This is a genomic window from Candidatus Palauibacter sp. (assembly GCF_965208055.1).
GTDB lineage: Bacteria > Gemmatimonadota > Gemmatimonadetes > Palauibacterales > Palauibacteraceae > Palauibacter.
This window is the reverse complement of the sequence record NZ_CBDBNY010000004.1, coordinates 1222295-1245223: the sequence shown is the minus strand read 5'-3', so window position 1 is coordinate 1245223 and position 22929 is coordinate 1222295. Positions and strand designations below refer to the sequence as shown.

Below are 22929 nucleotides of genomic sequence, written 5' to 3'. Positions count from 1 at the left end.
CGCCGGGGGGGGGCTGCGGTGGCCCGGGCGGCGGACGTTGGTGACGATTCGGTTCGCGTCGGGGTCCGCCTGGCGCTCTGAACGCGCTCCACGCCCAGCCCGACGCGCCCGTCCTGGTTCGATGGAGTCAACCTGCGCCGACGCAACATCAACGATGGCGCATCTGCCGCGGCTATCTTTGCCAATCGGCTCCGGGGAGGATTCGCCGCATGAAGCCGTCAAAGCGCGGCACCGTGAAGGCGGTATCGCCGTGTCCGGGGCTCCAGATCATGCCCTTTGAGATCAGTTGGGCGCGCATGGGCGCGAGCGAGGTGACGGCCCGGTCAAGCACTGCGGCGATCTGCCCGGAGCGATGCGGTCCCGGACCGAGTTCGGCCATTGCCCGGAGGTATCTTCGCTCCGCCTGAGTCGATCGATCGAAGCGCACCATGAAGAATCCCTCATCAAGCGTCGCGATGGCTGCCGCCGAGGCCGTCCGTACGTCCTCCGGCTTGATCGGAGATCCCTCGGCCGCGTCCCATACGTGCTTCCCCCATTCCTGGAGAAAGTAGGGGTATCCTTCGGTCTCGCGGAGGATCATGTCGACCGCTTCCGGCTGGAAGTCCACTCCCAGATCCCGGGCGGGCTTGATGATTGCTGTCGACGCGGCTTCTTGGGACAGTGGACCGAGGTCCGGAAAGTCGAACAAACGCTCGGCATAGGACTTCGCCCGGCCCATCCGGCCGCGCAACTGCGGGAGCCCCGCGCCCACGAGGGTGATCGGGAGACTGCGTTGTGCAGTTCGGTGAAGCGCGACGATCAGCGCCGCCAACTCGTCTTCGTCGACGTATTGAAGTTCGTCAACGAACATGGCCAGACCGGTGTCGGCGCTCGCACACGCTTCGCCGACGGCTTGCAGAAGGGCCTGCAGGTCAAGCTCAAGATCGCCGTTGTCCGCGAGACCTGGTTCAGGATCGAAGTCGAGGCCGACCTCGATATCGTGATACTTCACCTTGAGGGCGCCAACAAATCCCGCCAGACCACGGAGTGCCCGCCCTGCCAGCTCGCGAGCGCGGGACTTTCGCGCCAGCTCGATCATCGCCAGGCGAAGACCCGGTGCCAGCAGCGCGGGTAGCGAGCGCGATTCAGGAGCTTCGACGCGCGTGACCAGCATGCCTTGCGACTCGGCGTAGTCGCTCAATTCGAGGATGAGCACGGTCTTGCCTACGCCCCTCAGACCGACCGCGAGGACGCTCTTGGCCGGGCGGCGCAGCCGTGCCCTCTCCAGCGTGATCCGCACGCGTCGCAAGAGGTCATCGCGGCCCGCCAATTCAGGCGGAGGCATGCCGGCTCCCGGCGCGTAGGGGTTGAGAATCGGATCCATCGGTCGTCCGGTTTATGTGGAGTTTAGCGAGTTTATCGTGAGAGGATAATATCGCTAAACTGCCTATAAATCCAAGCGGCATGAGGGAAGGAGGCGTGGTGGTCTTGGTTGCGCCGACTGTCCGGGCGCGGTTTCGTTGACGCATGGAAGGAAACGCGCCGGATCCTGACCGGCAGATGACACGGGAGACGGGGGTCGAGACCGCACCGCGCGGGCGGCCGGCGCTGCGCTCCATCCTCGGGACGGGGCAGCGGCGCTGGCTCCGGTTCGGGCTCGGCGTCGCCGTGTTCATGCTGGCGAACACGCTCTACCTGCTCGCGAACCGGCTCGCGGACGGGCTCGGGCTCGAGTTCTTCGCGGTGGGGGAGAACTCGCTGCCCACGCTGTTCCAGACGATGGTGCTCACCCACACGGGCGTGGGGCTCCTGCTGGCCGCGATCATGTTCGGATTCCTCGCCGCGCACCTGCCCACGGTGTGGAAGCGGAAGCACCGCGCCTCGATCCTCACGGGCATCGGCATGGGGCTCGTGGGCGGGGTTCTCGTCCTCACGGGACTCTTCATCCTCACCGCCGCCGCGAGCCGCGAGAACAGTTGGGCGTGGTGGGCGCACGTGGGGAGCGCCGTCCTCATCGTCTCCGCCTACGCGGGGCACCGGCTCGTGAGCTACGCGCGTCCGCCGGGGCGGCGGGTCCGCCGTTTCGCGCTCGCCACGGGGGGCGTGCTCGTCGTCCTCATCGGGTGGCACAGCCTTACGCACCGCGGGCTGCAGCTCACGCCGGAGGCGGAGGCCGCGCTCGCGCAGGGTCTCAACGAGGGTCCGGGGGGCCGCGACCGGGACGTGTCCCGCTTCTTCGACACCGATTTCGTCCCGACCGGGCTCGTGCCGCCCGAGAGTCCGTTCTTCCCGGCCGCGACCACGACGAGCACGGGGAGCTATCTGCCCTCCCGCATCATCACCCGCACGGAAGCGGGAGAACTCGCGGCGCAGGCGGCCCGGGAGCGCGCGGCGCGCGTCCGCGCCGAGGTGGAACGGCGCGGGTTCGCGGCGGACGAACTCATCGGCGCGACCCAGTGCGTGCGCTGCCACGCGGACGTGACGGCCCAGTGGGCGACCTCCGCGCACCGCTTCGCCTCCTTCAACAACCCCTTCTATACGGCGACGATCGAGGACATGCGGGCGGGGTCGCTGGAGGCGGGGCCGGAGGTCATCGCGCACCTCCGAGAGTTCGGGCTCGAACCGGACGCGGCCGGGCGCGTGAAGAGCAAGTGGTGCAGCGGGTGCCACGACCCCGCGCTCATGCTGGCCGGGGCGATGGACGCGCCGATCGACCCGGCCACCGTCGAGGCGCAGGCCGGTCTCACCTGCCTCGCCTGCCACGCGATCGACCGCATCCACGACAACACGGGAAACGGCAACTACAACATCGCCGACGAGCAGGAGGACCCGTACCTGTTCGCCGACGCGGAGGCGGGCACGCTGGGCGCGTTCCTGCACGACGCGGCGCTCAAGGCGAAGCCTTCCGTCCACATGGGACAGCTCCTCAAACCGGTGCATTCCACGTCGGAGTTCTGCGCCACGTGCCACAAGGTGAGCCTCACGGAGCCCGTCAATAACTACCGTTGGCTGCGGGGACAGAACGAGTACGACGCCTGGCACGACAGCGGCGTGGCGCGGAACGCCTCGCGCACCTTCTACCTGCCCGCGGCCGCGCGCGTGTGCCAGGACTGTCACATGCCGTGGGAGGAGGCCCCGCTCGGCGATGTGTCGGCGGAGAACGGACGCGTGCGCTCGCACCGGTTCGTGGCGGTGAACACGGCGCTCCCCTTCCTGCGGGGGGACACGGCGACGATCCGCCGCATCGAGGAGTTCCTGCGGGACGAGAAGCTGCGGGTGGACATCTTCGCCCTCCGCCGGGGCCCCGATGACGAACCCGAGATGGGACTCGATCTGTCGCCTCCCAGCGTGTCCCCGGGAGAGACGGTGATGTTCGAGGTCGTCGTCCGGAACCGGGGCGTGGGCCACACCTTCCCCGGAGGGACGAACGACTCGAACGAGGGCTGGCTCGAGTTCGAACTGGAGGACGCCGAGGGGCGGCGGATCGCGATCAGCGGAGAGATCGGGCCGGACGGGCACCTCGATCCGCTGGCGCACGTGTTCAAGGCCGTGATCCTCGACCGCGAGGGACGGCCGATCCGGAAGCGGAACGCGCAGGATATCCACGTGACCGCCGCGGTGAACGTGATCGGCCCCGGGAGCGCGGACGTCGCCCATTACCGGATCACGCTGCCGCCCGACCTGCCGGAGGGGGCGCTGACGGCGCGGGCGCGCGTCCTGTGGCGGAAGTTCGACCGGGCGTACACGGAGTTCGCCTTCGGCGCCAACCCGGCGGGGTTCGCGGAGTTCGATGACGTGCCGGCCCTGCCCGTGACCGAGATCGCGCGCGACGAGGTCGTGATCGGGGTCGGCGGTCGCGTGGACCCGGTCACCCCGGGCGGGCAGGAAGAGGAGACCTGGGTCCGCTACAACGACTACGGGATCGCGCTCCTCCGGGAGGGGAACGACCGGCTCGCCGAACGCCCCTTCGAGCGGGTGGCGGAGTTCTTCCCGGACCGCCCGGACGGGCCTCTCAATCTGGCGCGCATGGCGCTCATCGCCGGCAACCTCGACGACGCGTTCGACAACCTCGAGCGGGCCGAAACCATCGAACCGGGCAACCCGCGCGTGGCCTGGGTGTGGGGCGGCGCGCACCAGGAGGACGGCGCGTACGAGGCCTCCGAGGCGGCGTACCTTGCGGTGCTCGACGCCTTCCCGGAGGATCGCGAGGCTTGGTTCCAGTTGGGACGGACGCGATATCTTGCCCGCCGGTACGAGGCGGCGGTCGAGGCGTTCGACCGGGCGCTGGCCATCGATCCGGAGCACCGGCAGGCGCACTACAACCGCATGCTGAGCCTGCGGGCGCAGGGGCGGGGCGACGAGGCGGCGCTCGGCGAGGCCGCGTTCGAGCGTTACAGCATCGACGAGGCGGCGCAGGCGGTCACGAGGGCCTACAGGGCGGAGAACCCCGGCGTGAATCTGATGGCACAGGACATCCACACGCACGAACTGCGGCCGCTCGCGCGGTCGGAGGCGGCGGCCGGTTCACCGGGTGCCGCGGGGGCGGTCCGTCCGGCGAGCGGCGGCGGAGGTTCATGAGCGCACGCGGAACAGCTCTCCTCACCGTGGCGGTTCTCGCTCCGGCGGCGACTTCGTGCGGAGGGGACGACCCGGAAACCGCCGAGCCGCCCTCGTATACGCAGACGCGCCCCGGCTTCGCGGAGCGGGCCGGGAGCGACGCGTCCACCTCCCTCCGTTTCACCGACGTCACGGCCGCGGCGGGGATCCGTTTCGTGCACGCGACGGGCGCCTTCGGCGAGAAGTGGATGCCGGAGACGATGGGGAGCGGGGTTGTCGTCCTCGACTACGACGGCGACGGCTGGCCCGACCTCTTCTTCGTCAACGGCACGGGCTGGGAGGGTCGGGCCGAGGATCGTGGCGCGACGTCCATGCTCCTCCGCAACCTGGGGGACGGGACCTTCCGCGACGTGACGGCCGAGGCCGGGTTGGGGCGGCCCATCTACGGGATGGGCGCGACGGCGGCGGACTACGACGCGGACGGCGACACGGATCTGTACGTGACGGCGGTCGGCGACAACCGGCTGTACCGGAACGAGGGGGGGCGCTTCACCGACGTGACCCGGGAGACGGGGACGGAGGGGAATGCGCCCAGCGCGGCGGATCCGGCCTGGTCCACGGCGGCGGCCTGGTTCGACGCGGACGGCGACGGCTGGCTCGACCTCCTCGTCTGCAACTACGTGGACTGGACGCCGGAGACCGACCTCTTCTTCACCCGCGACGGCGTGAACAAGTCCTACGCGACCCCCGAGGAATACAGCGGCGAATCCTGCCGTCTCCTGCGAAACGAACCTGCATCGGCGGCCGGGGTCGGCGCGGGCGGTGCGGACGACGGCGCACCCTCCGCGCGCGGCTTCCGGGACGTGACGGCGGAGTCCGGGCTCGAGAATCCCGAGGGGAAGTCGCTCGGCATCGCGATCGACGACTTCACCGGGGACGGCCTCCCGGACGTCGCGATCGCGAACGACACGTACCAGAACTTCCTGTACGAGAACCTGGGGGAAGGGAAGTACACCGACGTGGCGCTGGATGCCGGGGTCGCGTTCGATGAGTTCGGGCGGGCGCGCGCCGGGATGGGCGTGGACGTGGGGGACATCCTCAATCGCGGACAGCTCTCCATTGCGATCGGCAACTTCTCGAACGAGCCGGTGTCGCTGTTCACGCAGATCCAGGCGCGGCTGTTCCAGGACCTGGCGGGGTCGGCCAGGCTCACGCGCTCGACGCTCCTCCCGCTGACGTTCGGGCTCCGCTTCGCCGATCTGGACATGGACCGGTACGTGGATCTCGTGCTGGGAAACGGCCACATCGAGCCGGAGATCGAGGCGATTCAGGGGGATGTGACCTTCGCCCAGCCGCCGCTGATGTTCCGCAACGACGGGCGCGGGGGGTTCGCGGAGGTCGGGAGCCTGGTGGGCGGCGGGTTCGACGAGCCGATCGTGGCGCGCGGCGTGGCGACGTTCGACTACGACCGGGACGGAGATCTCGACGTGGTGATCTCCACGAACGGCGGACCGGCGAAACTGTTCCGGAACGATCTGGAACCCGGCGCCGGCTGGGTCCGGTTGCGGCTGGAGGGCGCGACCCCGAATCTCGGCGCGGTCGGGGCGACCGTGCGGGTGTTCGTGGGACCGGTCGCGCAGCGGTTCGTCCTCTCGACCGCCTCGTCGTATCTGTCGCAGTCCGAGACGAACCCGGTGCTCGCGGGCCTGGGAGGGGCGCCGCGCGCCGACAGCGTCGTCGTGACGTGGCCGCGTGGAGACCGCACCGTCGTGGGGCCGGTAGAAGCCGGCGGGGAAATCGTGCTGTCCGAACTCACATCCCCCACACGGTGATGCGCTTCCCGCCCGGGGCCGTGCGCCGCTCGCGAAAGATGCGCTCGTCCCAGCTTCGTCCCTCCCGCATGTCGAAGATCACGAGGTGTCCGGCGTCGGCGCCGGAGATGTCCATGTAGGCGGCGGTCTGCTCCAGCCCGCGCTCGATGGTGCGCTCGCGGCCGCGCCTGAGCAGCTTGCACTCGACCACGAACCTGTCGGCCCGGCCCGTCTCGCGCGGCCACACGACGAGCAGGTCCACCCGGCGGCTCCCCAGCGCGTATTCCCGCTCGATCCGACCGGTCGCGTTCACGATCCGGTGCAGGAACGCCTGCAGCACGAGCTGGGGTCCGGCCTCGGTGTACTGCGCCCGCTTGATCCAGTGCTCGGAGTTCTCGCGGAAGAACTCCTGGAACGCCGCCAGCAGCGCGTCGAGATCGAGACGTCCATCCGCGTCAACGTACGATGCCGTTCGCCGGGGGATCTCATCCTGGAGAACCCAGGTCAGCTCCCTCGGCACGACCTCGGCATAGATCGGGTTCGCGATCCGGAGGGGGGCGTCCGGAGCCACGAGACCCAGATCGCGCACGTACTCCCGGTCGCGGTCGGAGTACTCGGCGTCGCCGCCACTGAGCAGCGGTTCGATAACGCGGCGCACGCGCGGTTCCCGCAGCTTGTCGGCCAGTTGGTCGATGTGGGTGTCGCGGCGCAGGATCAGCGCCTCGCGCGCCGCGAACACGTCGGCCTCGGAGAGGGGCCGGTCCCGGAGACGGAGCGCCTGGTGCTCGAAGCACAGCTCCCGCGCGAGCGCGTTGACGAGCCAGGGCTGGCCGCGGGTCTGCTCCCACACGGCGTCGACCGCCTCGGGCGCGAACGCCTGGCCGGTCTCGGCGGTGTGCTGCCCGAGCAGGTTCCGGACTTCGGCCTCGGTGAAGTCGCCGAGGCGCAGCGACTCGGCCTTGATGTTGAAGGCGCTGCCACCCGCGATCACCTCTCTCTCGGAACTGGCGTGGATGCGGTAGTCGCGCACGTCTCGGATCCCGCACAGGACCAGGCTCGCCGGGAAGTGATCCGGGCGGTCCGGATAGCCGGCGCGCAGCTGGCGCAGCACGGAGACCAGCGAATCCCCCACGAGCGCATCGATCTCGTCGATCAGCAGCACCAGCGGCCGCGGGTCGGCTGCGGACCACTTGGCCAGGAATGCGGCGAGAGCATTGTCCGGGCGGATCGTCGTGTCGATGGCGCCCGCCGCCTCGGCCGTGGCCTCGTCGCCCAGCGTGTGCCGGGCCTCGGTCCCCATTCGGTCGACGATGGTCCCGATCGCGCGGCCCACGTCCTCGCGGGCCGTCTGGGCGGGTTCCACGTTGACGTACGCGCAGCGGTAGTCGCCCTCGGAGCCGCCGTTGAGCAGATCGCGCAGGGCCAGCAACGCGGAGGTCTTGCCCGTCTGCCGCGGAGCGTGGAGGACGAAGTACCGCTCCCGCCGGACGAGCGCGAGAACCTCGGCGAGGGTCGGCCGTTCGAGCGGCGGAATGCAGTAGTGCATGTCGGCCCGTACCGGCCCGGCCGTGTTGAAGTCCCGCATGACCCCAAGCTCGACGCCCCGGGTGCGGGGAGCAACCGTACGGGTCTGTGCGCACCGACTCCTCGCCTCGGGGACTCGGCCCGCGCCGCGACCGTGTTGAAACCGGACACGTTATGTGCTAATAGAGCGCGGCGGATCGCATGCTCGTAACGCAGCCGGAGGCGGTCGAGCGGGTGCCGAACTCATCGGGATTGACCATCGGACGGGCCATCGGAAGGGAGCGTGGGGAGCGTTGACGAAACCCAAGTGGCGCCGCTGGCGCGACAAGGCGAGGCGGCGGAATCGGCGTTGCGGTACGGGCGTCTCGGCTCCGAGCAGTGTCGTCGCCTCGGCTGGCGTCGGCGCCCTCGCGCTGTTCATCGCGTGTGGGGAGGCGGGGCCACCGGTTCCCGAGGCGTCGCTGGCGGACATCCTCGCGGCGCGGGGCGCGGGCGACGCGGCGCTGCAGCAGGACCGCCTCGAGGACGCGCGGGTCGAGTACCGGCGCCTCGTGGAGATGGCGCCGGCCGAGGCGGCGGGCTACGCGGGGCTCGGGCTGACGGCGCTCAAGGCGGCGGACTACGGGACTGCCGAGGAGAACTTCGTCGAGGCGCGGGAACGGGCGCCTGATGACCCGGAACTCACGCTGGCGCTGGCCACGCTGCGGATCGAGACGGGCGCCTTCGGGGAGGCGCGGGCGCTGCTCGACGAGACGCTGGCGGCGGAGCCGGCCCACGCGCGCAGCCTATGGGCGCTGGCCGAGGTGGAAGCCCGGGCGGCCGGCCCGGACTCCGACGCCCGGGCGAACGCCCTCGCGCGCCTGGCCGCCGCCGCGCCGGGCAGCCTGGCCGCGCTCGCCGAGCTGGCCGCCGCGCAACTCGCGCGCGGCGAACTCGACGCCGCCCTCGGCACCCTGGAGAGTCTCCGCCAGGTCGCCCCGGACTTCCGCGCGCGGCCGCGCGCGGCCTTCGAAGCCTCTGAAACTGCGATCCTGGATGGCGACGCCCCGACGGCGATCAGCCAGTTCGCCGATTTCCGGGCGGCGTTCGAGGTGACCTCGCCCTACCAGGCGAGTCTCGAAGAGCTCCGTTCCCCGGGCGGCCCCCTCGCCGGCGTCGCCACGCTCGACTTCAGCTTCCTCGTCTCGCTCCGCATCCAGGAGCCGGAAGCCGTCCTCTCGGCGCTGCGCTACACCCATGCGTCGGAGCTGGCCGGCCTCGAAGCCCTGTCCCCCGGGCCGCCCCCCGCCGACGGGGCGGAGCCCGCCGCCGCGCTCGCCGTGGGCGACTTCGACGGCGACGGGGACGAGGACCTCCTGTGGAGCCGCGGCGGGGAAGGGCGCCTCCTCCGGGTCGATCTCGGCCGCTACGTGGACGCCACGGACGAGCTGGGCCCGGTCGCCGCCGGCGCCGGGGGCGCCTCCGTCGCCCTGTGGGCGGACATCGACGACGACCGCCGACTCGACGCATGGCTGGCCGGGCCCGCCTCGCGCCTCTACCGCAACGACCCCGCCGCCGGCTTCCGGGAGATCGAACTGCCGCCGCAGGCGGGGGCCGGAGACGGCGCGACGAACGGCGTCTTCTTTGCGGACCTCGACCAGGACGGGGACCTCGACGCCCTCGAGGCCCGGACCGGCCCGAACCGCCTCTTCCGAAACAACGGCGACCTGAGCTTCAGCGAGATGGCCGCCGCCTTCGGCCTCGAGGGCTCGGCGGATGCCGACACGCGGGCTGCCGCCTTCGCGGATCTCGACGACGACCGGGATCTCGACGTCGTCCTCGCCGAGGGTCCGGGCGGGCTCCGGCTGTTCGACAACGAGCGCGGGGGCGCCTTCCGCGAGCGGACCGAACGCCTCTCCGGAGCCGCATCCGGCGGCGACGGCGGCGCGGCGGCCGCCGATGCGCAGGCCGTGGCCATCGGCGACGTGAACGGGGACGGCTGGCTCGACATCGCCGCCGCCGGCGCGGGCGGCCTCCGGCTGCTCCACGGTTCGGCCACCGACGCCTTCACGCTCGCCGCGACCGTGCCCCTGAACGGCCTCGCGCCGCGCGACCTTCTCTTCGTCGACTTCGACAACGACGGCCGGCTGGACCTCGCGGTCGCGGGCACGCCTCCCGCCTCGGGCGCCGGCTCCGAGTCCGGGCTGCGCCTCCTCCGCAACGAAGGGGACGGGCGTTTCGGCTCCGCCGACCGGTTCCTCCCCGACTTCCCGTTCGCCCTCCGCTCCGTCCAGTCCTTCGACTACAACGAGGATGGCGACGCCGACCTCATCGTCCTCGGGACCGACGGCCGGCCCCGCCTGCTGCGCAACGACGGCGGCAACGCGAACCACTACCTGAGGCTCGATCTCGCCGGACTCGGCGAGGGGAGCCGCAAGAACAACCGCTTCGGAATCGGCGCTCGCGTCGAGGTGCGCGCCGGGGATCTCTTCCAGGTCCACACCGTCACCGACCCGACGACCCTCATCGGCCTCGACGGGCGTCTCAAGGCCGATGTCGTCCGCGTCTACTGGCCCAACGGCGTGCCGCAGGACCTCTACTTCCCGGGCACGGACCAGGATCTCGTCGAGGAGCAGACGCTCAAGGGTTCCTGTCCCATGCTCTACGTGTGGGACGGCGACGGGTTCGAGTTCGTCGGCGACATGATGTGGAAGAGCGCCCTCGGCATGCCGCTCGGCATCCTCGGCGGCCAGCGCTCCTACGCCCCCGCCTTCCCCTCGCAGGAGTACCGGCGCCTCCCGGACGGCGTGCTCCAGCCGCTGGACGGCGAGTATGTGATGCAGATCACCGAGGAACTGTGGGAGACGATCTACGTGGACGGTGTCAACCTCGTCGCCGTGGACCATCCCTCGGAGATCGACATCTACGTGAATGAGGCCTTCATCCCCCCCGCCCCGATCGACCTCGAACTGTGGCGGGTCGGGGAGCGGCACGCCCCGGTCTCGGCCACGGACGAAGCCGGGCGAGATCACCGCGAGACGCTCGCCGAAAGGGACTTCGACTACGTGTCATCGTTCCGCCCCGGCCGCTTCCAGGGGATCGCCGAGCCGCACGAACTCATCCTCGACCTCGGTCCGGAGGCGGCCTCCGGCGACGTCACGCTCTTCCTCACGGGGTGGATCTTCCCCACGGACGCGAGCATCAACGTCGCGATCGGGCAGTCGGACGCGCTGCAGCCGCACTTCCCGGAACTCGATGTGATGGGCCCCGGCGGCGAGTGGCAGCCCGCGATCCCCGGCCTCAGCTTCCCGTCGGGCAAGGACAAGACCGTCGTCGCCGACCTGCGCGGCCTGTTTCCGACCGACGACCGCCGGGTGCGGATCCGCACGAACCTCATGGTCTACTGGGACGAGGCCTTCTTCACGACCGGCCCCGCCCACCCCGCGGCGGACGAGGCGCGCGTGACGTCGCTCGCGCCCATGAACGCGGACATCCACTACCGCGGCTTCGCGCGCGAATACCGGAAGGGCGGCCGCTACGGCCCGCACTGGTTCGACTACGATTCCGTCACCGTCGAGCCGCGCTGGCACGACCTGTTCGGCCTCTACACCCGCTTCGGCGACGTGACCGACCTCGTAACCGAGGGCGACGACCGCTACGTGATCCAGAACGCGGGAGACGAGATCACGCTCCGCTTCGACGCCGAGGCCTTCCCCGCGCTGCTGGACGGCTGGACGCGCACCTTCCTCATCTACTCCGTCGGCTGGGTGAAGGACGGCGACCTCAACACCGCCACGGGAGACCGTGTCGTGCCCCTCCCATCGCGGGCGCTGTCGGGCTATCCCCCTCCCCCGGACGAGAGCCGCGCCGACTCCCCCGACGACCCGGCACTCGGGGAGTATCTCACACGCGTGATCCCTGCGGAGAGGCATGATTCCACACGATTGGATCCGGCTCAGGGCGTCAGCCCGCTGCGGCTCCCTCCGATCGCTCCGCTGTGGGTCACGCAAGCGCGCGGTTTCCTGTCCCATCCGGTCATCGTTGCTGCCCTCATTACCGGCGTATTTGGGGTGGTCATCGTCGTCATAACCCGATCCGATGGTTGGCGAGCATGGAGGATGAAACGACTCAGAACTAAGCTACAGCGTGTCTGCGCTCACATGGCGATCGACGAGAATCCCGATGGATTCTTGATTCGTCCGCTGTACGTCAGCGTAAGTGCTAGTCCAGTCAAGATTTGTCTTCTGTGCCGAAAGCGGTTCTCCCCGGCGGACGCTCAGACCCTGGACGAACGGCGCTGGTCTACGGTGCTGGCGGAAGAGTCCGAACCAATCCGGAGAGCGTTCGACCGAGCGGTGTCGCTGAAAGTAGAGCTGGACACATTAGAAGAGAACTACGGGAGGCAGCATGGCCAGGCGAAATAGGAATGCGACGAGTCGACACGAAACTCTTGCAAACAGCCTAAGAGGATCCCCCAGCGGTGGCCTTAGCACATACGGTGCGCAGCTGGCAGCCGAAGCGTTAGGCGGACAGCCCGCGGACTGCACGATAACGGGGCATTTGCGGACGCACGTATACGCCTTCCCTCGCGGACACCTGATCGAAGATGCGCCCATCCCGCCTCAGATCTTTTATTCTCAAGACGGTGTCACGGCCGCGGTTGTATCAGATCTCATCGGATACTTTGAGAAGGTACCGGGCGAATCTCGCCATTACTCCATCGATGTCTCGCTCCGCTCAGGTGTTCACGATTTGTGGAAGAGGAGCACAGATCGAACCGACACCTCATCGTCACCGGTCTTCGTGGTGATAGAAGAGTACGCGGGAGTGGCGCCAACGTCCCTGTCGGAAGGACAGTGTTATCTTATCGACGAATGGCGAGATGGCCAGGCGATGTTGGAAGGGGGTAGGGAAGGCGAGAAGGCGCTCCTCGCCTTCCCTACGCTCGGCGACCCTTGGCCCGAAGTCGAAGCTGGTCGGCACACCTTGAACGTCGTGTTGGCAGCAGTCAAGGTAGAACAGAATGCTACGGGACATCTGCGGGAGCTGTACAGTTGCTCCTGCTTCGTAAGTGATAAAGAGGAAGCAGTCTACCCGCTCACGCTGAGTATGAGTGCGATGGCGCAAGTGACCACTCCGCTCACTAGGGGAGATCTTGAGAAGAAGGGGAGAGCGTTGGAAGCTATGCTCGAAGGGATGATGTCGGACTCGGACCCTGTGGCCATGGAATTGTTCGATGCGCTGATTATTGATAAGAATCAAGATGATGGCTACCTGAGGCTTTCGTACTTGCGGTTGTGGCAGGCGATGGAAGATGCGAGAAGGCATGTGGGGCAGAGTGGGCTGCTGAATGAGCGGACAATTATTGCGGGCAAAAGAACGCCTGTGGAATTGAAGAAATACAGAAACGAGATAGCACATTGGCACACCGGTAGAATAGACCAGTCGTTCCTAGCTGATTTACAGTACACAGCGATGGAGTTACTGCGAAGAAAGTACGGTGGGTAACCTGAGGAGTAATTGGAGGTCACAGATCAACCGGCAGAGTTTCTCTTCGGCGCACGCCAGACGGGGTTCTCGGATGGCGCGGACACGATGACGCACAGAGCTGGCGAAGAATGAGGTCGGTGTACGGTGCGGGACGCCATGAAGCGGAACGGGCGCGACCGATGAACGTCGTCAATTGAGAGTAGCAGTTCGATTTTTTACCTGAACACTGGCAGCCGCGCCCCGGGGCCGAACTCAAGGCCCCACAAGTTCGAGGCCGCAGGCCGGAACGGCGAGTTCGTGTGGCACGACCACGCCGGTCGGGGAGGAGCCGATCTGCGTCCTCGATGCACACTCCGCATCCAGCTCCACGGGGTCGTGAACTCTGGCGACGAGCGGGGCGAGCGCGCGGCGGAGTCCGACGCTTGGACCTGAAGCCGTGCTGTATCCGCGAACATGGCCCGCGCACGCCGTGCACCGGCAAACTGGGATCAGTGAGACAGGTGCCGTATGCTGCTTGAGAGTGCCGTTGCGCAACGCCGACAAGATACGCAGGTTATGGCCCCACCGACAATGTCCGCATCCATCATCCGAAGTCCGACGAGACGGCATTGTCGGTCCTCGTGCTGTTAGGAAACGCCGATATGGAAACATCCAAGAAGCCCTGGCCGTTGGCGACCATCTACGGGATCCAAGATCGCGTGGACACGAACCCGGATTATCAGCGGCCCCCCGTTTGGACTCGAGGTCAGAAGCAGCTCTTAGTTGATTCAATCCTCCGGAATTACGATGTTCCGAAACTCTACTGGCGTCGCACGGGCAAGAAGCCTGACACATACGACGTGATCGACGGGCAGCAACGATTGCGCGCCGTTTGGGAATTCTTCTCCGGTGGGTACGGCCTCCCACGTAACGCGGATCCGGTCGACGGATATGCCGTCGCCAATCTCAAATACGAAGCCTTGCCCGACGAGCTTCGCATCCGCTTGGATACGTATCCCCTCGATGTCGTCCTGGTCGATGACGCAGACGAAGATGAGGTGCGAGAGATGTTTCTTCGGCTTCAGAACGGCACGACGCTCCGGGCGCAGGAGAAGCGGAATGCCTATCCCGGTCAAATGAGAGACTTCGTGCGGCAGCTCGCCTCACATCGGTTCTTTGAATCGGTCGCGTTTTCGAATTCTCGATTTACGCACGATTTGGTCGCGGCTCAATTTGTCTGCCTGGAGATCGCCGGGGGACCGACCAACGTGAAGAACCGAGACCTTAACAAGATGTATAAGGAGCACCTTAACTTTGACGGACAAGGCGAGGAGGCGAAGGCAGTCCGTAAGGTCCTTGACTTGTTAGCGGAGGTGTTCTCCGAGAAGACACCAGAGTTGACACGATATAACGTTGTCGCACTCTACTGTGTCTGCGCGGAGCTACTGGCCGCCTATGTTCGTTCAGAATTCGCCGATCTGTTACATAGCTGGTTCATCGACTTTGAGGGACGACGCCGAGAACAGGAGCAACTCTCCGAAGACGAAGCTGAGGCAGAGTGGGTCTCGTACAAAGAGAAGATCAGCCACAGCACCGACTCGGAAGATTCGATTCGAGCTCGAATGGATTTCCTGCTACGAGATCTGCTGACCATGCACGATGGCCTCTCCCTGAAAGACGCGCAGAGGAGCTTCACGCCGCAGCAAAGGCTTGCGGTCTACCGTCGCGATCGCGGAGTGTGTCAGTTGAGACTGTGTTGCGAAGGCGAAAGGGTGCGGTGGGACGCTTGGCATTGTGACCATCTAACGCCATGGGCGCGTGGCGGGAAAACAACGGTGGAGAACGGTCAGGTGACCTGCCCGGCGTGCAACCAGGCCAAGGGTGCCGATGAACTTGCGACAGCCGCCTCCGGCCATCGATAGAAGGGGTAGCGGAAGGAGGACGGGATGGATGTGACGCTCCAGGTACTCCCGATAGCCAGCCTCGCTGTTGCGACGATTGCGGCGTTCGCAGCGTACTTGCTGTTCCGGGTCAGTTCGGATCCTCACGTTATCGTGTACGTCAAGCATGATCGAGATCGCCCTACGTTGCTGCTCCTCGTAATCAAGAACATCGGAAGAGGCGTGGCCTACGGCGTCAAGTGTGAGTTGTCCCGCAGCATACCTCGTTTTGCTCCGGGGATACGACCGACCGGCAAGAAAACGGCTTTGGAAGAGATGGCCGAGGGCCCCTTGATCTCGGGTGTGCCTGCGCTGGCCCCTGGGGAGCAACGTGTGCTCACATGGGGACAATACGGCGGGCTTCGCGATGAACTCGGATCCAATCGCGTCCAGGTCCGGGCCCTGTTTGAAGGTGGCTGGCTGATTCGGACGGGACACCAAGCGGAGTCCGTTCTGGAAGTGACGTCGTTCGAGCGGACGGATGCCGCGGAATCGCCAGCACAAGCTCAGGTGAAGCAGTTGGAACGGATTGCCTGCAGCGCGGAGGCTTTGTCCAACACCGTGCGTCGATGGGACATGATGAGGGGTGCCTTGTACCTAAGGCAGGACGGCCAGCCAACAGACGACGCCGATGTCGTCGGCGGTGATCTGGTCGTGAACCGGAGCGTCGGCGACGGATCGTAGCCCGAACGAATCAACGACGCCGATGATTCGGCGGGCGGCCTCGTTACGTCCGATTTCCTCGGCTTCGAGGAGGCGCTTGATCTCGCCCAACGCGCGTCGCACAGGCTGGCTTCGGCCTACGCCGAGAGCTTCGTACGCCTGGGAGGCAGTGGCCGGAACCGCGACGTCGGGGTCGGAAAAGAGGGCGAGGGCCCACTTCTGGACTGTGCCAACGGACTCGACGGCCTTCTCAGCCGAGTCCGCATTGTGTTCGGCAACGATCGAGGCGGCGGCATCTCGCCAGGCGGTCTCGAGGTCGATCGTGGGTTGGTCGATTCCCGGTGCGTTCCGGGGATCGATGCGACGAAGGATGGGGGCGGACTCGGTCAGGACTCCCTTCGCGTCAACGTAACGCCAGTAGCGCTCGCCGTTGACCCGGCAGGCGAAGAAGAAACCGGGTGCCCCGGTCGATGGTACGCCTTCCTCCTGTCGGAACGCCGCTCCGATGCCCCACGGGAGCTTGCGAAGCTCCTCGCCTCGGCCTTCTTCCAGTTCGCGGCGGAGTTCGGCCCGCAAGGCGGCGCTGGAGAATCGGTACGAGTCGTCTTCTTCATCAAGGAGATCTTCGTCGCCGTCCGCCAGGCGCCTCGTATAGGAGCGGACCTCCTCTTCCATGTCGTCAACGACATCGACCTCCATGCCGTAGGGCCGAGCCGCGACGATCTTTCGACGGATGGCGATCTCCAGCCGGAGGATTTCCTCGAGTTCGCCGGGCTCGGGGAGCATGGTAGTGAGATGGACGTCCCGGTGGGGGCTCTTCAGGCGGATCACTCGCCCGTACCGCTGGACCATCCGCTGAGGGTTCCACGGGATGTCATAGCTGATGACCGCGGCGGCTTGCTGCAGGTTCTGCCCCTCGGAAAGCACGTCGTTGCTGAGCAGGAGGTCCACTTCTCCGTCGCTTGGCTGGTAGCCGGGACGAACGACGGTATCGGGACAGAACCGGGCGAGGACCGCCGTCCGCTCGTCCGGCGTCGTCTCCGCCCCGATCACCGTGACGCGCTTTCGACCGGAGATTTCCGCCGGGAGATGGTCGTCGAGGTATGCGATCGTGTCGGCGAACGTCGAGAACACGACGATTTTCTCCGACGGCGAATCTTCGAGCAGGCGCCGAAGGAGGATCAGCTTCGGATCCCGGGCGGGCGTCAGGTTCTCAAGAAGGCTTCCGACTTCCTCGAGCAGGCCGCGGTCGTGCTCCACATCCTCGCGGAACTGAGACATGAAGTTCTCGACCGGCTCCGCGTCGTCGGTCTCTTCGAGTTCCGCTGTCACCCACTGCGCCATTCCCGTCTCGTCGAGGTCGGCCTTGGCTGCGGCCCGCAGCGTCTCGGGCCCGGGTACGTGCCCCTGCTCCCATGCCTCGAGAAAGGCATCGTGTGCGGCCAGGATTCTGCGCACGGTCAGGAGGCACGCGTGCCAGCAGGATTCGAACCGTTTCAGGATCCCAGACTGCAAGAGCGCGCTGAGCGTGGCCTCGCGCGCCTCCTCGGCCCCGTCCTGCCGGTAATGGCTCGGGCGGTAGCGGGCCATGTTCAAGGCGCTGATCCGCGTAGTGATCTCGGCTACCAACCCTGGGTACGACTCGTCCAGGTCGAAGCGGGAGGTGGAGAGGTGCGGGGTGGGGAAGGCGACCGGCGTCCCGTCCGGGAACACGGCGCCGGGGTAGCGCGTCTGAATGAAGCGACGGTCGCGCCGCACGCTGACCATGTCCGCGAGCGGGAACAGCACGTCCGGGTTGAGGTTCTCGGGGTCGCGCTCGTTGGCCCCCGCGTGGATGAACAGCTGCTGCAGCGACGGAATCCCGTGGGCTACGAAGGCACGGTCGTGCCTGGCGAACGCCATGACCATGTGGAAGAGGTCCCACAGTCCGTTGTTGATGGGCGTCGCGGTAAGGAGGAGCAGGTCCTTCTGCTCACCGCCGAGAAGGCGCGACATGGCCGAGTACCACGTCGTATCCGGGTTCCGGAGGGCGTGAGCTTCGTCGAACACGACGAGCCGATAGGCGTCCTTGTCGTTGGAGAGCACGCGCCGCCCCCCTCCTGTCGGTGGCCGGACCAGCTGTTCGTCGTTGGCGAACTGCTGGTAGCTGATGACCTGGGCGGGGAGCCGCGTCTCGTCGAGCCGCGTCCTCCAGTGCGCGGCGAGCTGAGCGGGCACCACGATGAGAACGTGCTGCCCCCGGCGGACCGCATACTCCTCGACGAAAGCGAGGCCAATCTCCGTCTTGCCCGTCCCGACGCCGTCGGCGAAGACGACCCCGTGGTGTTGCTTGATGACGCTAAGGGCGCGGCGGAAGCCGTCCTCCTGGAATGGGGCGAGACGGAGTGCGTCCGAAGCGGGCACGGTCTCAGCTTCCAGTTCGTCGGCGAATAGCTCCAGAAGCGCGCGGAGGTAGACGGTGCGAGGGTCGAGTAGGCTCACATCGGGGAACAGCAGTTCCCGAAGGGCCTCCTTGTAGTCGGTCGCATCTTCCCAAAGCGAGTCGAACCATTCGATCGCCCGCTCGGCGACCGGCGGGTCGTAGTGTACCAGACCGAGTTCCAGATTCTGCCACATCCCCGCAGCGGTCAGGTTGGCAGACGTCACGAGGGCCGCCCGGGCATCGCTCCTGTCGCCGAAGAGATACGCCTTCCCGTGCAGGAACTTCTTGACGTACCGGCGAACCTCGACGTTGGGACGGTCGAGCCACGCCTCGATCCCCATGAGCTTCTGAAGAGCACGGCTCGGCGGGAAGCGGGACAGGTCACGCTCGGAGCGTAGGGCCCGAAGGGTCCGCTCGAAGAGCGTGCCGGGAACGTCCGTGCCTAGACCCGTCCCGGGTGCCGCACCAAGCAGCAAGCGCGTCGCCCTGGTGTCGTCGACGGTAACGGCAAGATGGTGCAGCCCACCGAGGTTGACGTACCCGGTCGCGACGGAGAGCGGATGTCTCCTTCGGATGTCTCCAGCAAGGTAAGCGAGGCCGTCCCCGTGCCCCGTCTCGGGCTGGAGGTTGTCCAGGATCGAGGGACGCCCGCCGTTCGTCATAGCAGCTGCTCAAGGCGGGAGATCAGCTCCGCCCGATAGGCCGGCGTCACGGCGTCCTCGGTAAAGTCCCGGAACATTAGCTGGAGGTCATCCGGCGACAGGCTCCACGCCCGTGCGACTCTTGCGTCGATCTCGACCCGCAATCTCGTGCGCTTGTAGGAGTCAAGTTCGGCCACCGGCACATTCGTGGCGGAAGCAAAATCCGCGAAGCGGTCATCGACGGCTGAGAGTCGCGCCGCCGCGTTGGCAATCGCGTTGAAGTCGCGGTCTTGGAGGTTGGGCAAGCGGAGTCCCTCAAGTAGGAAGAAATTCACGTTGATCTCGATGAAGCGCCGAGCCTGCCAGTCGAACGGCAGGCTGTTCATGATGCCGAGGCACGCAGCTCGGTGGCGCTCTCCACCATTCAAAAACGCCAGGTAGGGAGCCTTGTTCGTAAGGAAGACGTCCGGCGGGACCAGGCAAGCTCTGATGGTGCGAGAATCCGTGGCGCGGGCCACGTCACGGAAGGCCACCCGCGCCCGCTTGAGTTCGGTGAAAACAGCTTCTCTCCGGACAGCCAATGGGAACGTCGAAGCAAGGACCGAGCCAGAACCTGGGCGGGGTTTACGGATCTTCTTGAGGAGGTCGGGCGTGACGGGACAGGGGCGCTCACCGGTGCCTCGCGGATGGTACTGATCGAAGCTCTCTCCCTTCCATAGCGGCTGACCCTCGGTCTGGTCACGCCAGAATTTCTTGTCGGCAGTCTCATGAAGTTCCGCCACTGGGAAACACGACCAGCGGCCGCCGGCGCCGTGGGGGAACCTGTTACCCGTCCGGAGTCGAGCGAGAAGAGTCGCCTCTTCTTGGGACCGTACGAGCGGGGTCTGCCAGCCGGGACCGAATGCAGATGGCGCCAGGCGAATCCCGTCCCGAACCGATTGCTCGCCCCATTCGGCCGGCGATGTCGCTGTCCCGGCAACTCGCACCCGATGCTGAGGCTGCGGCAACGCTCGCTCGGCCGCGAGAAGAGCGATCGAGTACTGCGGATGCGTGTCAAAGATCCACCGCCTGCGATTGAGGAGAAAATCGACGCGATGGGCTGTCGATCCGGTGTAGAGCCAGTCTCGGAATCCCTCGGATCCCTTCGCATTGAACGCGGTGCGCGGTAGCACCACACCGGTGAATCCCCCTTTTCGAACGAGGGTCCGATACCGCAGGCAGAAATACTTGTACAGGTCCGGATCGCCAATCATTGACTCGTAGTCGCCGGCCGACAGCGCCTGACGATGGATCTTTAGTTTGTCTTGCCGAGCTTGGAAGCGATCCTCGAGTTCCGGTCGCTCGCGGACCAATCGCGTGACGGCGGCGGAGCGCTGCTCGTCGCGGAGGCTGTTCACGCCCGGGAGGAACATGCCGTAGAACGACAGCTCCTCGATCGTGACTTCTTCCCATGGGGGGTTTCCCACCACCACGTCAAACCCCGGCTGCTCCCGCGAGAACACTTGGGGAAACGCCAGGGGCCAGTGAAGAAAGCTGTGTTCTGCGGCCATCTCACCCGCCCGGCGCACGACAGCCGTGTCTCCCCGACCGGTTCCCGCGATCACGTCGGCAGGGTGTAGTGCCGCGTACTCACGGGCACCGGTGAGCTGGAACTGCTCAGCGGTCCAAAGATCGAACAGGCGCTTGAGTCCGGTCGTGGCGGCCGTGGCCTCCTCGTCCGCCCGCTTACTCGCCGCTACTTCCTCGGGTGTGCGGTCGTGGATCTCGGCCATGCGTGCGATGGCCTCGGTCGCTTGACGAAGTTGCTCTTCGAGGATCCCCGCGAAGAGTCCCTCCTCCTCTAGGACCTTATCGGCGTCGCCCACGCCAATCAGAGAGTCTCCGACGACGATATTTCTGTTCAGGTAGGCGAGCGACATCCCCGGCACGAACGAAGCGAGCCAAAGCGAGAGGATGGCGACTTCTGCCCCCATGCGGCTTCGGTCGACGCCGAACACGCAGCGCTTCACGATGAGCCGGCGAAGCAGAGCCACGTCATCAATCTCCGCGCCCGGATCAGCTCCGTCTCGCAGCCGGTCCACTTCCTCCGCGAGGTCAGGCAGGGGATGCTTCGCGAGAAAACGGACGGTCTCTTCGGCCAGCGTCTCCGCGACTTGAACGAGGAAGTGCGCGCTCCCGCACGCGGGATCGACGACCGCGAAGGACAACAACTCGCGGGCCGCCTTGGCCGGGTCGGTCTCGGCCGTCTTCGCCACGGCCTCCAAGTGCCGTTCGTAGGCGGGGAGGACGGCCCCCTTCACGAGGTGCCGGACGATCTCGACCGGTGTGTAGTAGACCCCTCCCGCCTTACGCCCGCCCTCGTGGGTCTGCCACAGAAGCCCGCCGGCCGCGACCTCGGGCTCTTCATCAGTTCCGGCTCGCACATAGCGATCCGTCCTCGCGTCGTATCTCAGGGGTTGCCGGGCCAGCGAGAGCCTCAGGCTGAGGAGCGACTCGTACGTGTGTCCGATGTGGGCGATATCGAGCGTCGAGAAGTCGGCACCGCGACTCGTCTCCTCATCCTGGCCGATCGCCACGATGACGCGGGCGAAGTCCGGGTCGGGCAGCTCCATCCGTTCCAGCAACCGAGCGCCGTCGAAGTCACTGTCCGCGAACAACGCACCGTTGTAGGGCGGCATGTCCCAAGCCGGGTTGCCCACACGCAGAGCCTGGACCAGCCGGACGAACCCGGCCCAAAGAGCAGACGACGCGGGGCTCAGTCGTGTCATGGTCTCGTGGGCTTCCCGCACGAGCGACGAAAGCGAAGCCTTCTCGTACGCCCGATTGCCCATCGGGAGGTGCCCGGCGCTCTCGCCGAAGAGCACGAAGATGAGGCGGAAGATCAACGTGAGCGCCGCGCGTTCGAGTTCGAGTCGCACCTCGTCATCGGACAGATCCATCCCGCGCCGTATCGCCCATCGCTCCATCCCGGTAGCGAGGGCGGGGAGCGCCTCTTGGCGGATCGTACGATCGAGTCGCTTGCTCAGGTGAACCCCGAATGTCCGGGCTTCGTCCCGCAGGCGCTCAAAGCCGCCGTCGGCCAGGTAGGCGGGTGCCAGCAGCGCCAGAAACGGCAGCTGATCGGTCCCAAGCAAGCGCGCATCAAGCTCCAGCCACTCGCTCGCGGGTGAGGCGGACTGGGCGTCGAAGAGCCGGAGTCGGCCGCCCTGCGCGAGGATGCCGTACGACGCGCCATGCTCCGCGCAGTCGGACAGGAGTAAGCCCTCCGGGGGACGCCCGTCCGCGTCGAGCCGGGCGAAATCACGCGCGGTTCTCTTGGGGTGGACCAGCGCAATGGGCCGTCCGTCGTGGCGCGCCAAGTGGCCTCGGATCGGAAGACGATCGACGGAATACCCGAGCTTTGTGAGCAGTCGACGCCAATCGTCCGCCGGCAGCACGTCCTTCACCAGATTCGATGCGGCGGTCCAGCGTGCGCCATCCCCCTGGAACCGGTGGACGAGCGTGTGTCTTGTCAGCACCCCGTTGAAGGTCAACCCATCGCCGCCGATGCGGGTGAGGTCGTCCGCCAGCCGCCGCACCGCATCCAGTGCCGGAAGCGACGCGATCTCCTGAATCGAATCCGCGAGGAGCACGGCGTCGACCGACCGGATCGCCGCCTTCGCGGATGAGGGCCCCAGCACGCGGACTCGGCCCGACCGCTCGGGATCGTCGACGAGGAGCAGGTAGGACCGGGGCGTGTTGCCCACGCGCTCGCGCCATCTCGCCCGCATGAATGTGTCGGCGCTTCGATCCGCGACCGCGATCTCGATGTTATTGACGGCCACCGCCCGGCTGGCGCCGGGCTCCGGCGTGATCGGTCGGCCAGCACCACCTTCGAGGAGCCGATCCAGCAACGAATCCGCGTCCACTGCATTGTATGGCATTCAGTTTGCTCTACGACCTAG

At 66.8% G+C, this 22929-nt stretch carries 10 protein-coding genes; 6 read left to right on the top strand and 4 right to left on the bottom strand.

The window, feature by feature from the left end; genetic code table 11:
• Positions 1 to 172: 172 nt before the first annotated feature.
• Positions 173 to 1363, bottom strand: coding sequence for an ATP-binding protein (locus ACOGXI_RS05650; RefSeq protein ID WP_419937910.1), 1191 nt, complete (start codon positions 1361 to 1363; stop codon positions 173 to 175).
• A 176-nt stretch (positions 1364 to 1539) separates the two neighbouring features.
• Here ACOGXI_RS05650 and ACOGXI_RS05645 point away from each other — a divergent pair, with 176 nt between their 5' ends.
• Positions 1540 to 4557, top strand: coding sequence for a tetratricopeptide repeat protein (locus ACOGXI_RS05645; protein ID WP_419937909.1), 3018 nt, complete (start codon positions 1540 to 1542; stop codon positions 4555 to 4557).
• Positions 4554 to 6368, top strand: a complete 1815-nt coding sequence (locus ACOGXI_RS05640) for a CRTAC1 family protein (protein ID WP_419937908.1) — start codon at positions 4554 to 4556, stop codon at positions 6366 to 6368. The genes ACOGXI_RS05645 and ACOGXI_RS05640 overlap by 4 nt, the downstream gene beginning before the upstream one ends.
• On the opposite strand, the gene ACOGXI_RS05635 is transcribed toward ACOGXI_RS05640, so the two are convergent.
• Positions 6349 to 7932: an ATP-binding protein gene (locus tag ACOGXI_RS05635; RefSeq protein WP_419937907.1), complete on the bottom strand. Its 1584-nt coding sequence runs from the start codon at positions 7930 to 7932 to the stop codon at positions 6349 to 6351. The genes ACOGXI_RS05640 and ACOGXI_RS05635 overlap by 20 nt on opposite strands.
• A gap of 232 nt (positions 7933 to 8164) precedes the next feature.
• On the opposite strand from ACOGXI_RS05635, the gene ACOGXI_RS05630 reads away from it, so the two are divergent.
• From ACOGXI_RS05630 to ACOGXI_RS05615, 4 genes are all read left to right on the top strand, one after another.
• Positions 8165 to 12274, top strand: coding sequence for an FG-GAP-like repeat-containing protein (locus tag ACOGXI_RS05630; RefSeq protein ID WP_419937906.1), 4110 nt, complete (start codon positions 8165 to 8167; stop codon positions 12272 to 12274).
• A 136-nt stretch (positions 12275 to 12410) separates the two neighbouring features.
• Positions 12411 to 13358: a hypothetical protein gene (locus tag ACOGXI_RS05625; RefSeq protein ID WP_419937905.1), complete on the top strand. Its 948-nt coding sequence runs from the start codon at positions 12411 to 12413 to the stop codon at positions 13356 to 13358.
• 590 nt (positions 13359 to 13948) lie between these two features.
• Complete coding sequence (locus ACOGXI_RS05620) at positions 13949 to 15241, top strand: HNH endonuclease family protein (protein ID WP_419937904.1); 1293 nt, start codon at positions 13949 to 13951, stop codon at positions 15239 to 15241.
• A 24-nt stretch (positions 15242 to 15265) separates the two neighbouring features.
• A complete protein-coding gene (locus ACOGXI_RS05615; protein WP_419937903.1) occupies positions 15266 to 15943 on the top strand; it encodes a hypothetical protein in 678 nt (225 codons plus the stop codon).
• Here ACOGXI_RS05615 and ACOGXI_RS05610 read toward each other — a convergent pair.
• A complete protein-coding gene (locus tag ACOGXI_RS05610) occupies positions 15857 to 19006 on the bottom strand; it encodes a helicase-related protein (protein WP_419937902.1) in 3150 nt (1049 codons plus the stop codon). The two genes, ACOGXI_RS05615 and ACOGXI_RS05610, sit on opposite strands and share 87 nt — an antisense overlap.
• Positions 19003 to 22908, bottom strand: a complete 3906-nt coding sequence (locus ACOGXI_RS05605; RefSeq protein WP_419937901.1) for an Eco57I restriction-modification methylase domain-containing protein — start codon at positions 22906 to 22908, stop codon at positions 19003 to 19005. The genes ACOGXI_RS05610 and ACOGXI_RS05605 overlap by 4 nt, the downstream gene beginning before the upstream one ends.
• Between the last annotated feature and the right edge of the window lie 21 nt (positions 22909 to 22929).

What these genes read in the sequence shown, in the direction of transcription:
- ACOGXI_RS05650 (WP_419937910.1), bottom strand. Translation starts at nt 1,363, where the DNA reads ATGGATCCGATTCTCAACCCCTACGCGCCGGGAGCCGGCATGCCTCCG.
- ACOGXI_RS05645 (WP_419937909.1), top strand. Translation starts at nt 1,540, where the DNA reads ATGACACGGGAGACGGGGGTCGAGACCGCACCGCGCGGGCGGCCGGCG.
- ACOGXI_RS05640 (WP_419937908.1), top strand. Translation starts at nt 4,554, where the DNA reads ATGAGCGCACGCGGAACAGCTCTCCTCACCGTGGCGGTTCTCGCTCCG.
- ACOGXI_RS05635 (WP_419937907.1), bottom strand. Translation starts at nt 7,932, where the DNA reads ATGCGGGACTTCAACACGGCCGGGCCGGTACGGGCCGACATGCACTAC.
- ACOGXI_RS05615 (WP_419937903.1), top strand. Translation starts at nt 15,266, where the DNA reads ATGGATGTGACGCTCCAGGTACTCCCGATAGCCAGCCTCGCTGTTGCG.
- ACOGXI_RS05610 (WP_419937902.1), bottom strand. Translation starts at nt 19,006, where the DNA reads ATGACGAACGGCGGGCGTCCCTCGATCCTGGACAACCTCCAGCCCGAG.
- ACOGXI_RS05605 (WP_419937901.1), bottom strand. Translation starts at nt 22,908, where the DNA reads ATGCCATACAATGCAGTGGACGCGGATTCGTTGCTGGATCGGCTCCTC.